13 protein-coding genes are annotated in these 14,261 nt (G+C 34.9%); 1 reads left to right on the top strand and 12 read right to left on the bottom strand.

From position 1 onward, the window contains the following. Positions 1–40: 40 nt before the first annotated feature. The 5 genes from ACX12B_RS01510 to ACX12B_RS01530 all read right to left on the bottom strand — a co-directional run bounded on the left by ACX12B_RS01510 (position 41) and on the right by ACX12B_RS01530 (position 6,966). The gene (locus ACX12B_RS01510; RefSeq protein ID WP_459352297.1) at positions 41–2,692 is read right to left on the bottom strand and encodes an adenosylcobalamin-dependent ribonucleoside-diphosphate reductase; all 2,652 of its coding nucleotides are present in this window, start codon (positions 2,690–2,692) and stop codon (positions 41–43) included. A gap of 203 nt (positions 2,693–2,895) precedes the next feature. Continuing rightward, on the bottom strand, positions 2,896–5,067 hold the full coding sequence (nrdD, locus tag ACX12B_RS01515; protein WP_459352298.1) for an anaerobic ribonucleoside-triphosphate reductase: 2,172 nt from the start codon (positions 5,065–5,067) through the stop codon (positions 2,896–2,898). Positions 5,068–5,204: 137 nt separating this feature from the next. Further along, the gene (locus tag ACX12B_RS01520; protein WP_182126295.1) at positions 5,205–5,366 is read right to left on the bottom strand and encodes a hypothetical protein; all 162 of its coding nucleotides are present in this window, start codon (positions 5,364–5,366) and stop codon (positions 5,205–5,207) included. Positions 5,367–5,435: 69 nt separating this feature from the next. Then, positions 5,436–5,801 (bottom strand): Zn-ribbon domain-containing OB-fold protein, encoded by a 366-nt coding sequence (locus ACX12B_RS01525; protein ID WP_459352299.1) that lies wholly within the window; start codon positions 5,799–5,801, stop codon positions 5,436–5,438. 1 nt (position 5,802) lies between these two features. Next, a complete protein-coding gene (locus tag ACX12B_RS01530) occupies positions 5,803–6,966 on the bottom strand; it encodes a thiolase domain-containing protein (protein WP_459352300.1) in 1,164 nt (387 codons plus the stop codon). Positions 6,967–7,013: 47 nt separating this feature from the next. Here ACX12B_RS01530 and ACX12B_RS01535 point away from each other — a divergent pair, with 47 nt between their 5' ends. Further along, positions 7,014–7,472 carry a DNA topoisomerase gene (locus tag ACX12B_RS01535; protein ID WP_459352301.1) on the top strand — a complete coding sequence of 153 codons (459 nt, stop codon included), beginning with the start codon at positions 7,014–7,016 and terminating at the stop codon, positions 7,470–7,472. Here ACX12B_RS01535 and ACX12B_RS01540 read toward each other — a convergent pair. From ACX12B_RS01540 to ACX12B_RS01570, 7 genes are all read right to left on the bottom strand, one after another. Continuing rightward, positions 7,456–8,262 carry a carbon-nitrogen hydrolase family protein gene (locus tag ACX12B_RS01540; protein ID WP_459352302.1) on the bottom strand — a complete coding sequence of 269 codons (807 nt, stop codon included), beginning with the start codon at positions 8,260–8,262 and terminating at the stop codon, positions 7,456–7,458. The two genes, ACX12B_RS01535 and ACX12B_RS01540, sit on opposite strands and share 17 nt — an antisense overlap. 170 nt (positions 8,263–8,432) lie before the next feature. Further along, complete coding sequence (locus ACX12B_RS01545; protein WP_297441393.1) at positions 8,433–8,609, bottom strand: tautomerase family protein; 177 nt, start codon at positions 8,607–8,609, stop codon at positions 8,433–8,435. 33 nt (positions 8,610–8,642) lie between these two features. Beyond that, positions 8,643–9,401, bottom strand: coding sequence for a rhomboid family intramembrane serine protease (locus ACX12B_RS01550; RefSeq protein WP_459352303.1), 759 nt, complete (start codon positions 9,399–9,401; stop codon positions 8,643–8,645). Between the two features lie 76 nt (positions 9,402–9,477). Next, positions 9,478–10,707 carry a peptidase gene (locus ACX12B_RS01555; RefSeq protein ID WP_459352304.1) on the bottom strand — a complete coding sequence of 410 codons (1,230 nt, stop codon included), beginning with the start codon at positions 10,705–10,707 and terminating at the stop codon, positions 9,478–9,480. A 16-nt stretch (positions 10,708–10,723) separates the two neighbouring features. Continuing rightward, positions 10,724–12,367: a peptidase gene (locus tag ACX12B_RS01560; protein WP_459352305.1), complete on the bottom strand. Its 1,644-nt coding sequence runs from the start codon at positions 12,365–12,367 to the stop codon at positions 10,724–10,726. After that, a complete protein-coding gene (locus ACX12B_RS01565) occupies positions 12,276–12,482 on the bottom strand; it encodes a hypothetical protein (protein ID WP_459352306.1) in 207 nt (68 codons plus the stop codon). Before ACX12B_RS01565 ends, ACX12B_RS01560 begins: the two co-directional genes overlap by 92 nt. Before the next feature lie 33 nt (positions 12,483–12,515). Next, positions 12,516–14,228: a peptidase gene (locus ACX12B_RS01570; RefSeq protein WP_459352307.1), complete on the bottom strand. Its 1,713-nt coding sequence runs from the start codon at positions 14,226–14,228 to the stop codon at positions 12,516–12,518. Between the last annotated feature and the right edge of the window lie 33 nt (positions 14,229–14,261).

Raw genomic sequence — 14,261 nt, forward strand, 5'->3', positions numbered from 1 at the left:
TCAAAAAGAAAAGAAAGTAAAAAAGTTGTGATTCGGGTGTTTATCCAGAAGTACAACCACTATATCCACATTCAATGCAGATACTACAACCTTCTACAAATACAAGGTTGTTTTTACATGTTGGACATAAACGATCTTCTGAGACCTCTTCATGTTGAATTGGTTCAGCTTTGATTTCCTCATCATGTACTTTTAATGCAAGTGCTGCATTAACTTGTGATTTGATGTATGGATTTGTAATATGTTTTGTAACGTATTCTGTTACGTGTTCACTTGGTGTAACATCAAATGTTTTTTGTGCATTTTCACTTGTCATGTGAAGGACTTGTTTGTGTCTAGAGCCATCACGGTAAACTGTGATACCTTTAAGACCAATTTCATGTGCTAGCAGATATGCAGATTTTACATCTTCTGCAGTTACATCATATGGCATGTTGATTGTTTTTGCAATTGCATTACCAATCCAGTCTTGCCACACACCTTGAGCCATCAAGTGATCAGCCCAGTGAATATCCATTGCAGTTACAAAGACATCTTGCATCCATTGAGGAATTTCTTCAATTCCTTTCAATGAACCATAGTTGTCTGCAATCTTTGCAAGAATTTCATCTGTGTATAGATTATTTTCTTTTAGGACTTGTTCGACAATTTTGTTTGTGTAGAAGAATCTTCCTACAGTAACTCTCTTTTCAAATACCAATGCAAATGCAGGTTCCATTCCGTTTGAACAGTCTGCAATCATTGACAGGGTACCTGTTGGGGCTACTGTTGTTGTTAGGACGTTTCTTATTCCATATTGTTTTATTTTTTCAATTAATGCATCCCATTCATAGGAGTGAGATTCTTTTGGCTTTTCATAATAGCCTGCAACTGGAATCTTTCCTTCAGGATACTCGGTCTTGGAACATAGTGGGAATTCACCACGAGACTTTGCAAGGGCTACACTTTCTTCCATGGAATAGTATGTTAGGGCTTCAGATAGTTTGGATTGTAATTCATATCCCTCTTTAGAGTTGTATGGGATTCTTAGTTTGTACAAGAGATCTGCTACTCCCATTACACCCAATCCAATTCTTCGAGATTCTTTTGATGCTACATTGATCTCTGGAACTGGATATGTATTAACATCAATGATGTTATCAAGGAATCTAGTAGTCTTTCTGATTGTCTCTTCATATCTTTGCCAATCAAATTCATAGTTTCCATCTGCTTGTCTCTTTACGAGATTTACTAAATTGATAGAACCTAGATTGCAAGATTCGTATGGGTAAAGACTTTGTTCACCACATGGATTTGTTGCACGTAATGGTGCTTGTCTTGCTTTTGCAAATACATTGTATTTGTTAATTTGATCAAAGAAGATCAAACCAGGTTCTGCACTTTTCCATGCAGATAGTGCAATCAAGTCAATTAACTGATGTGCATTGATTTCTTTAACTGGTTTTTTGTCACGAGGACTACGTAAAACATAGTTACCATCGCTAGTGTTTACAAGTGCATGCCAAAAGTCTTCCCAAACACCAACACTAACGTTAAAGTTTTCTAAAACACCAGGTTCTGTTTTATTTGTGATGAATTTTTCAACATCTGGATGCCATGCTTCAATAATACCCATGTTTGCACCACGTCTCTTTCCTCCTTGTTTAACGACCTCAGTCACAGTGTTAATGATGTTCATGAAGGACACTGGACCTGATGCAACACCTGATGTTGATGCTACAATGTCACCTTCTTCACGAAGATCAGAGTAGTTGATTCCAACTCCACCGCCAGACTTGAAGATTAATGCTGCATCAGAAGTTGATTTCATGATTTCTTCCATGCCATCATTCATTCCAAGTACAAAGCATGCAGAAAGCTGACCTAGTCTTCCACCTGCATTCATCATTGTTGGGGAGTTTGGCAAAAAGTCTTGTGCAACCATCAGATCAAAGTATTCTGTGATTTTGTCTGCATAGCTATCTAGTTTCTTTGCTGCAAGCAGTGTCAAAAGTTCTTTGAAGCTTACTTTCATCTGACCCTTGTTTGCAAGTGTTACGTAATGGTTGATGAGTGATCTAAAGTGCCATTTGTTGAAGAAATAGTCTCCAACTTTGAATTTGTAATCAAAGGCATCTAGTTTTTCAAGATAAGATTGTGCTTCTTCTACATCTTGTTTTGTATTTCCAGATTTGTCAAAGATTTGTGAATCATACATTAGATCACCAATTCCGACGAGGATTGCAACTCTCTCAAACATTTGAGTTGGAGATTCAATAATCTCATTTTTTCCATTTCTGAAAAGATATCTTGATGCTAAGACTCTAAGACAGTTCAAGTCAAACTTTTTGGAAACTGGATCAAGGGCCTTTAGATTTAGGACCTTCATTTTTTCGTCTCTGAGTTTTCTTCTCTCATGACGATAGACAATGTAGGCTTTTGCAATATCGCTATTACCACTGTCAATTAAAGTGGACTCTACAATATCCTGAATATCTTCAACTGTAGGTGTTCTAGTACTGGTGAATCCTTGTTCCACTAATTTGTTAACAACATTATCTGCTAACTGATCGGCTAGGCCACGGTCGGCTTTAGAGGTGGCAGCCAATGCCCTGAATATGGCATTTGAAATTTTATCCTTATTGAAAGCCGTTACTGCGCCACTGCGCTTGCGGATCTCATTGATAGTATTTTCTATTTGTGAATTATCCATTATAATCTCCCCGTAGAGGGTTATGATCAATGCGGGTATAAATGATTTGTCAGTTTTTGTCTAAAAGTTCGGTTCAATAAAATTGACAACACTACTATGAACTTCATAACGGCATAACTTTCGCAATAGACGATGATCGCGAGGTCTGAAACAGATCAAAAAGTTTTCAAAAATGATCGTAACTAGTTTTTCAATTATGAATTTCAGACAACATATGGAGACTTGCACTTTGGACACTTGTCTTCAAATGGTTCATCTTTGAAACCACACTCACCACAGATTGCAATCTCTTGAACTGGTTTGAAGGAGGTTGTAAGGTCTGCTGTCTTCTCTATGGCTTTTTTGATTTCTGCAGGCTTTGCATCTTTACTGATTTTTAGCGTAACAAACAAGCCTCCGTTTAGCAACTTTGCAAGTTTGTTACATTCAGAGATTGGTTCACTCTTAGCAGTATAATCAGCAACCTCAGAGGCTTCAATAGTAATTCCTTCAGAGTAGGAATCGCCTTCCATAGAGTTTAAGGAGGAATTCTTGCCGTATTTCTCACCATCAAGGGCTGCAAATCGGGTGGAACTCACAGTCTCAGTCATACAAATAGCCACAGGATCGCCTAATTCTTTGCCTTTTTTGGCTCCAACGTCTACTGCAGTCTCAATTACCTTGTGGAGGATTTCGCGTCCTTCCTTATTGTCCTGGAATCCAAGGATGTTAAAGACTGCCTCTTTGAGGCCTACCAAATTAACTACAAGAGAAACATTACTTTTTTGCATATATTGGGTATTTTTGGCCAAAATTGGATTCAAGCCACGTCGGGTCAAGTCGGATATGTCTTTCTTTCTTAATGCCATTGAAGACAAAGCTGGTTTCATCAATAATGCCAATCTTGCTCTAAAGTAAGTTTCATCTTTGTTTGACTCAAATGCTAATCTTGGAAGATTGATTGATACTGATTGAAGCATAATAGATAGTGGTCCAGAGTTCTTAGCTGATCCATTAGTAACACCATAACTTGATGTTTGTCCTTTAGCAAACATTACTTTTCCACCAAGGGAAATTATTTCTGCTGCAGCTTCTGAAACATCTGTGATCTTTCCTTTTTCATTGTCTATGATTAAACCAATTTTTGGAATTGGTGTAAGCATTGTATAATTTTTGTATGCATTAATAATTGAATTAATTATTTTTGTATCAGAACCTAGCTGTAGTCTAATTGAAACGTTAGTACTTGATTTATTGTATTTAGAAGTTGTAGATGCAGTTGCAAATGCTGTAGTTAATTTTTGTTCTAGTTCTGGAAGGGACTTTGAATGTTTTGAGAACAGAGAAACTAATCCATCAAGTACAATTTCTTGTGAAGCTTCTTTTGAAAGAAGAGAAATTACAACAGACAATGCACTTGTAACTTCATCTAGGTTTTTTGATGCAGGAATTCTTGAAACATCAAGATATTTTCCGCCAAGATCAATTCCATCTTCGATTAATTCTTTAACATTAACAAATATTGTATCAGGTATCATTGACCATATTCCAGGATTTGCAATGTGTAGATCACCTGAGAGATGAGAATCAGCTACATCTTTTGGTAAGATGTTTGTAAGAAGGTGTTCAGCAAAAACTCTTTGTCCTGTTTTAAACAAGAGACCCTCAGCGCCATTGCCTACATTATCTAAGTTAGTAATCATCTCTTGAACATCATATACAGGCAAGCCTAGGCGTGCAAGCTTGTTGCGGTATTCCTCATGACCGTGCTCAAGTAGTACAGAATTTACCATTTCTCGGATAAGTGAGCCTGTAAGATAGGTAGTTTGATACTTGTAAATTCTATTTTCAACTTCTTCAGTAATTTTTTGTGCTAATTCAAGTGGGAGACTGCCCTCACGCACCAGAGATTGAATAATTTTATGAGAATTAAATTCCTCAATTGATTCGTGTGATGTTCTAACATACATCTTTCCACTTTCAATGATTGATCTTTCTTCAATTTGTCTTGCTAAGCTTAAAACTAATTTTCCAAGATTTGTAATTGTGTAACGTCTTTCAGATTTGTTTAGTGCAACAAGTGATTGTCTAAGTAATTTTCTCAAGTGGTATGCAAATTTTCCACTCTCTTTTTTTGATTTGAATCCAGCTAGGGATTTTAATTCAGAGTAAGTTAGAGGGCCTTTTGAATTTAGGATTCTCAAAATATCAATTCTGTTAGGACTTGCCATTACAGAGAATATCATTCTGACGCGTTTTGATGTAGATTGTAGAATTCCACCGCGTTTTGGTGAATCTGAATCATCATCATCCAAGTCAGCATCTAGATCATCATCAACATCTGCATCTAGGTCAGCATCTAGATCTAATTCTAATTCCTCATCACTCATTTTCATGTTTATTCCTAAAAAAAAGCAGTAATTAAGACTTATGACAGTATGAATTTTGAATGGTTTTGATCATTTTTCTAAATGCATAGAAAGATTTTTGATCCAATTTTTAAAAATTGTAAAAAAAGATCAAATAGTAGAGATCATTTTTCTTGAACATCTAATGAAAACTCAGATGTAGAGAGTTTTTGCCCACATGACGGACATTTTCCACTATAAGGATTCATTACATCTTTTAGTGATTTTAACATCTTCATGTTTGTGATCTTTTCACCACATTTTCCACAAGTTACTTCTACTGACATGAAGATGATCAGTATGCAAAATAATTAAAAATCGATTTTGATTTTTTTTAATAATTCAAGCAAATATTTTTACTGCTTTTCGATGATAATTCCTCTTTCATCAAAACCAGTGATTTTTGCTGGAGTTCCAACTGGTAGATCAGCAGGGGTAGCAATTCCTGCCATAAATCCTGAAATTCTCAAATCAGAATTATCAAGTTTGAGCACAACAAAGGCATATGGGGTGTATTTCTCAAAGCCTGCAGGAGCCACGGTAATTATGGTATATGTGGCAATTTTTCCAACACCTTCCAAAAGTACGTCTTCAAATCCCTTACTGCCACATTCTCTACAGAAATATGCTGTAGACAAATGAAGATATCCACAGTCAGTACATTTGTGAGTTAGAAGTTTGCCGTTTTTGGCGTGTTCAATTACTTGTTCTTCAACTGACATTTTACACACTCTGGAAAACATGAACAGCACAACTTGCACCAGTTGCACCAAAGTTATGAGTTAAACCAATCTTTGCATCTTTAACAGTTCTTGCACCAGCATTTCCAGTTAATTGATCATACACTTCAACAACTTGTCCTACACCAGTAGCTCCAATTGGATGTCCTTTTGATTTAAGACCACCTGATGGATTAATAGATATATCAGAATTTAATGATGTTCTACCTTCACGTACAGCTTCAACACCTTTTCCTTTCTCAAAGAATCCCAAGTCTTCAGTGTCAACAACTTCTGCAATTGTAAAACAGTCATGTACTTCTGCAAAGTCTACATCTTTTGCAGTAATACCTGCCATCTTGTATGCATCAGCTGCTGCAAGTTTTGTACTTGGAATTGTTGTCATGTGATCACGTCCTTGCAATGCAGCAGGAGAACCTCCACGACCTGAACCAATACATTCAACATAATCACCACCATGTTCTTTTGCAAACTTTTCAGAACACAAAATTACAGAACTTGCTCCATCTGAGAATGGACAGCAATCATAAAGTTTTAGTGGACTTGCAACTACTGCAGAGTTCATTACATCATCAATAGTAATTTTTTTCTGCATGTGAGCTTTTGGATTTAGTACACCGTTATCATGATTCTTTACTGCAACTCTTGCAAAGTCTTCTTCAGTTGTGTTAAACTCTGTCATGTAAGCTCTTGCCATTGATGCAAACAATCCTGGAAATGATGCACCAGCTTGACCTTCATAGAAAAAGTCTGAACAATATGCAAAGTAAGTTGTCGTCCATTCAGTTCCAGTGTGAGTTACTTTTTCAACACCAGTAACTAAAAGACAATCATAAAATCCGGCTGCAACGTTGGCATATGCCTCTCTAAATGATACAGAGCCACTTCCACATGCAGACTCTATTGTTAATGATGGTTTATCTGGAATTCCTAATCTACTCATCAAGACAGGACCAATGTGTACCTGCTTGTCTGCAACTCCAAATACGTTTGAGATATAGGATGCTTTGATATCTTTAGGTGAAATTCCGGCACTCTCTATGGCTGCAACTGATGCCTGAGTAGTAATATCAGCAATACTATCTGCTAATTTTCCATACTTGGTGCTTCCTGCGCCAAGAACACAAACCTTTTCCACAAATGTCACTGACCCAGTTCCCTATAAAAATCGTTTTAGTAAATTCAACATAGAACATGCCAACAAAGAAACTTCAAACCATACAGATCAAAAAGACCGTTGTAAGACATTCAGTTAAAACTACAAAGTCAAAGACAAACATCTTCAAAAAAGAAATTGTCCAATATTTAGATAGTAATGGGTATCTGTCTTGGTCATCAAAAGACAAAAAATACATGATTCTTGGAACAAACTCTCCAAAAAATGGGTTGGTCTCATGCCCTCAATGTAAAGTGGGGGAACTGATGGTGATTCGTTCAAGAACAACAAGAAAACGATTCATGGGTTGTTCTAACTTTTATGGTGGATGCAAAGCTTCATCACCATTACTACAAAAGGCAAAACTTAGAGCAACAAAGAGTCCTTGTGATGTTTGTAAATGGCCAATGGTAATTTTTCGTTATTCACGAAAACAAAAATGGACTAAACAATGCTCTAACTTTAATTGTAAAAGTAGAGTCAAGCCTTCAAAGTAGGATAAACATCTGTTCTTCTGTTCTTTAGTAATGGTAAGACTTTGCGTGTTTGTTTTACTTTATTCAAATCAATATTGACATATCCTATTCCTTGTTTCTTTTTCATATCAAGTAAAATTTTTCCATATGGATCAACGACTAGACTTCTTCCACAGTAAATGTTACCAACTTGATCAGGTGCAATGACATAACAACCATTTTCAATTGCACGTGTCTTGTTAATTGTAATCCAATGTTCTTCTTTCATGTTACCTTTTACCCAAGCTGATGGTGCAACTAGTATTTCAGAACCTGCAGCTGCAAGTGAGCGTGACATTTCTGGAAAACGCAAGTCATAACATATCATCATTCCAACTTTTCCCAGAGTTGTCTTTACAGGCTTTGCAATTTTAGAGCCTGATGCCATCTTGTCTGATTCTCTAAAACCTAACGCATCATAGAGATGAATTTTTCTATACATAGAGATTACTTTACCAGATTTGTCAATTACAAACGAAGTATCATAGACTCTATCTTTTTTTCTACTTTTTTCATAAAATGAACCTATAACTTGGATATGATTTTCTTTGGCAGTCTTTGCAATAGTTTTTACAAAGTTTCCAGTAATGGTTTCAGCCATAGATGCAAGTTGCTTTGGTGTTTGGGAAGAATTTGTATAAAACATCATAAATTCTGGAAATGCACATAGCGTTGCATTTTTAGAAGCTGCCTTTTCAATGTATGAAATAATTTTCTTTAGATTAGTTTCTTTGTTTGTTGATGCTTTGAATTGTACAACTGCAGCTTTCATTGCAAATCAATAATCAAATGACAATAAAAGGATAAACTAATGGTACAATCGCAAAATGTACCATTTTCTTCTTATGCAAAGTTGTTCTAATAGAATCATACCGACCATAGTGTGTATGTCATACCTGCGACTGGCAGGAATTATCCAGTCAAAGTTTTTTTAAAAAATAATTAAAGTTGGTTTCCAGCCAAAAACCAATTTTCTTTTGGATTGTCTTCAAAAACAACAATAACGTGGTTTTCTTTTGTTTTTAGAATATCCACTGCTGATTTTGTGATTGCTTTTGCGTATTCGTCTTTTTGTTCCTGAGTTCTTCCAGGATACATTGACACTGTAATCAATGGCATGAAAACACAAACTAGAGTCAGGAATTTATGCTTTCAATAGTCTGGTCGGTATCCGTATCGAGTACCATAAGTGTATTCAGAACTGTGTGTCTTTTTGTAGAGATATCCTGTTGCAAATCCAATTACAAATCCTCCAATGTGTGCCATGTATGCAACACCACCACCTGCAACACCAAAGCCACCTATGAAAAATGGTAATAGATTCTGAAAGACTAACCAAAATGGTAAGAACCATTTTGCTTGAATGTGCATCATTCTCCAGAAAAATCCTAACATGAGAAATGTTGTAATTCGAACTCTTGGGAACATTGCCAAATATGCACCAAGTATACCAGATATGGCTCCAGATGCACCAACTGCAGGAATAGAACTTGTAGGATCAATTACAATGTGAGCTAGACCTGCACCAACTCCCCATGCAAGATAAATTAAAAGAAATTTTGCTTTGCCAAACTTTAGTTCAATGTTGTCACCGAAGATCCACAAAAACAACATGTTACCACCCAAGTGCATTAAACCACCATGCATGAACATTGAACTAAATAATGAAAAGTATGGAGTGTCAGGACAAGCAATTCCTGGTTGAATCATTGATGAAAAACCAGTAATACAGCTAGGAACTGCACCCCATTCAAAAAACATGAATGCAGCATTTTGGTTTGAAAACTCCCAAAATTGACCAGTGATAGCTACTTCATAGAGAAAGATTACAACATTTAGTATGATTAATCCAATTGTAATTTTTGGTTTGAATCCTGGTGGATGAGGGTTTTCATCTCTTAATGGTAGCATTAGTTATTTAGCTTGAATGAAATTTGTATAATAAGATTTTTCAATTAAATTATGAATTATTTGTCAAATGTTTTAGCTAAATTACAATTATCTTTCGCTGAACAAGATTTTCAATTATACTTAGAAATTGATCATCTGAAATTTTTTCTTCATACCACCAACTTGCAGGGATTTTTACCCAATCAGGAATTTTCCATTGGGATTCTGGAACTACCTCACGTGTTGGGACAAATACAATTTGTTTCTCAAAAAGAAAATCTATTCCTTCAAGAAATTCTGAATCTGTAATTTGTTGAGTTGTCCACCAATCAGCATTTTGTTTTATCCACACAGGAACTATAGGAAGTTCTGGAGGCAATCCTTTTTCAAAGCCTGAAATTTTCAAAATTCCTTGAGACTGAGGCTCAACTGTAAATGCAACATGCCAAAATCCCATATCATCTATGCTTTGAATAAATTCTATAGGTTCATCATTAAGTGTAACAGAGAACTTTTCATTCCCAGAAATTGGAGAGAATTCAAAATTAGCATAAGTCTCCAAGGGGTAACTATTGTATCCTTTAATTGTCATTGTTGTACCAGATTCATCAAACTTTGCAGCTGAGTACCATGCACCTGAATCGTATCTAAAATCAAAATCACCACCATTCTTCTTTGCAGTTACAGGAATTACAGTGGTGTCAACTGGTGCAAAACAACTATAGTAAAAAATATCCTCAGTTATTGATGGATCAGGATACATTGTAAAGTCTAGAATTTCTCCAGGTTCAATTTTTTCAATGTATTCAATATTTTGTGCAATATCTAAGACATTTTCATATCCATGAACAACTGCAAAAATTTTTGGAAAATGTATTGTTTCGTTTCCAGTGTTTTGTATTCTTCCAGAAATATGACCATCATCATGTTTGATTAGTGTCTTATCATAAATTATTTGGATTGGAACTTCACGAGTAATTGTTTTTTCATATGTTAATTCAGGATTAATGAGGACTGGAATGTTTGATTTTACTTCAGGGAATTTTATCTTAAATGGAATTTCTGTTCCAGCAGCTAGAGGAACATGTTGAATTGTGTTTGCAATTGTTTTTGAATTATCATTTACAGAAACAGTAATTGTTGGAACCACTGCAAAAGTATTTTCATTTTTTACATTTCCTACTACAGTATAGATTCCATTAGAATCAAAATATCCTAGATATTCATGTAATGGAACAAATACATCTGCAAAAGAATATTGTGTAAAAAATAAGGATAAAACTAAAAATGTAAATAACAACAATGAGAATTTTGAAATTACATACATTCCTAAATCATCTCAATTAGACACGAATAATTCCTTTCTGAATCAAAAATTCTAATCCCTGAACAAATGTTTGATCATCTATCTGTCCTGCAGCCCACCAAGATGCGTTATTTCTAATCCATGAGGGAATTTCTTTAGAATCTGAATCTTCTTGTTGTGTTGGAGGAATTACAATGATGTTATTTTTAATTAGATATTCAATTCCTTGAACAAAAGTATTATCATCAATTTGTTCTTCAGACCACCATAATGCGTTGTTTCTAATCCAATCAGGAATTGTGATTTCTTTTTGAGATGTTATTCTATCAATAACAATTGGAATAGTTGTTCTAGCAAGATCATTATTATCCAAATTATAAAAATTCAGATGAGCAATTCCTGAAACATCTTGTGGAATCATAAACTCTGCTACATTATGTTCTTCTCTTGAATCAGTACTAACTCCACTTTGTTGATAAATTACTTTGTTGTTTTGAGTAACAGAGAAGTCATAATTTGTTGAAACAGGTTTGTTTTTTAAGAAAACATCAGTTACATCAAAGATTATTTTTGCATTTGAACCAGATTTGAGATTTTCTGGTTCCCAAGACACAAGAATTCTAAATTGTCCATTTTCAGTAACTGAACTCAAATGAGGATAGTCTCTGTCTGGTTTAATTACAAAATTCATACCATTATCATTTGCACCATTTTCAAGAATATTGACTAATTCTTTTTGGTAAATAATGAAATGAACAATACGTCCATCAGAAAAGAAATCATCTATTGTAGTCACATCATCAGATAATTGAACTCCATTAACAAACATGGTAAATCCAGACACAAGTAAATCACCAAAGGTTTTTGGAATAACTAGTTCTTCATGTACAACTGATGTTTGATTGATATTCGTATAACTCCATTCAAAAGGCATAGAGTAGCTAATTTCTTTTGAATTAGGGTCATATTCAAAGTTAGAAATTTCGTCATAATAGGTGACTACATGAATATTCTGGTCTCCAAAATTTGGATCAACAAAATCATGTCTAGATGTTTGAGCAATTGAAATTCCTGCATTGAATATCAATGGTTCTTCAAGTGTTTTTGAATAGCCATCAGCAGTGAGTATACTAATATCAAATTTGTATAATCCACCTTCACTGAGCTTTGGACCCTTTACATGGATTAGTCTACTATCTAATCCCAACAAGGAACCAAAGACATTGCTTCCACTTTCTTCCTCAATAATAATAGAATCAGTTTCTTCAGAAACAAAATTGAATACTAGAAAACCATTATCTGCTTTGAATTCTTGTTCAAAAAGAAATTGGCTTCCTTTTTCAGCTTTTATGTGAAAAGTGACATCACGTAAAGTGATTTTAGAATCAAAATCAATCAGTGAAATAGAAATTTGTTGATCATCATCTGTTTCAGGATCACTTTGAGATGAAGAAACCTCAACAGTTACTTGTTTTCCATTAAGATCTACAGGAGGAAATGTTTCACTTCCCACACCATGACCAAATGCACTGTCAAATGCAAATACAAACAACAATGGTAGTAAAAATAGCAGAAACAGATTTTTCAAATTATGTCCACTTGTTTGGATCTTTTTTACGAATTTCTTTTCCGTCAATTGTAACTGAGTCTTTTTCTTCAAAGATAGTATGCCATTTACCATTACTTGGGAAAATTTTGTTCATTTCTTCAACTTTATCATTGGTTGGAGGTTGGTTCATCAAAGCTCCCCATCTCATGTTAGGAATTTTTGGCATGATATCATTGATGTCTTTCATTACACTATCACTTGACTGAATTTATTTAAAAACCTATGATTGAACTTTCATGATTCCTTCTTTAATCAAGAATTGAATTCCTTGAATGAAAGAATCATCATCAATAGCACCTTCTGCCCACCATCCTGCATTGTTCTTTATCCATGCTGGAATTTCATTAGAACCAATACCTTGACCTTGAGAGGTTGGAGGAATTTTCAGAATATCTTCTTTAATCAAATATTGAATTCCTTGTACAAAGGAACCATCATCTATTTGTCCATCAGCCCACCATTCTGCGTTGTTCTTAATCCATGCAGGTATTGCTGCAGGTGGTTGTGTTTCTAGTCCTGGTGTAGTCTTTCCTAAGCTAGGTCCAAGTTCGATAATTCCTGAACCAATTCCAGCATAGGTTTCATCATAAGCTAAGCCGGTACCTAAAGCTCTAACATCAATTCTATAAACTCCTTGAGATGGAACATAGATTTTCTTTATGTCTATTCCCTCAGTGGCTATGATTCCTGGCATTTGAGGATTATCACCTGCAAATGTCTCTAGCACTTTATCATTTTTATCAATAAATGATACAACATATCTCATGTCTCGAATAAGATCTCTGTTTTCATCAAAGAAAGTAATCTCAAAAGGAATTTCATCGCCTGCACCATAATTTCCATCCCATGAGATGTTAACAGTTGTTGGGACAGGTTCATAGTTTGTTGTATCTACAAGATAAAATTCAGTTGATTGTTTTTCTACTGCACTAAGTGGTACCAGTTTCAAATCCATTTTTGGGTTGTCATAATTGGATTCACCTAATGTTTCGTTAATTCTTTGTAATTCTTGGTTAGTAATTAGAAAATGAACAATGTTGGTATCATCATATGAATATGGATCATTTAGTAATGCTCTTTGATCAATCTCTACACCATTGACATATCCTTTGAACTGTTTACCTTCTGCATATGGTGTAAATGTTTTTGGTACTCTAACTTCTTCATGGACTACCTGAACTAAATCAACATACTCTGGAGTCCAATCAAACGGCATGTCAAATGAAATAGAATTATCTGATTGATCAAATTTGAAATTATCAACCTTGTCATAGTATGTTTTGACAACAACAGGAATGTCTGCATTAGCAGTTTGGATCAGAAAGTTTTGATCTTGTGCAACACTAACAAAAGTTTCATAGCTTAGTAAATTTGCCAATACGGTTCTAGGACTAGTAGCAGCTTCAATATCTACCCGAATTTGATACAATCCACCTTCTAAGAAGATTGGCCCTGTGATTCCAGGTCTTGCACACATATCCAAGTTATTGTCATTACATTCCGTACCATAGACAAACAGAGCACCAGGGGCACTAACATGTTCTGAACCATAATAAACAGTACATTGATGTAAATTATCTTTATTACAATCAGCTTTTGGCGTAAGTTTTACATCTAATCTTCCATCTAAGTCATAAAACAAATTTCTAGCTAAAAGTTCACCACTATGCCATACTTCTACTCTATAGGTTACTTTGTCAAGATTAGTATCAGTCAAAGTATCAAAGAAACGAATTTGCATATTTGCATTATCAATTTCACCAACAGTAATATCAGATGGACTTAGTTGTGTACTAACAGTTACCTCCATACCACCAAAGGATATTGGTTCTGCTTGATCTCCACCAAGACCATGTCCAAAGACATCAGGGATTATTGCAGGTATTGTAAAAATTCCAATAATTGTAATGAATAATGCAAACTTGTTATACAATAATCAAATTATGTTAATTCCATATTTAAAGCT

The sequence above is a fragment of the Nitrosopumilus sp. S6 genome (assembly GCF_054515815.1).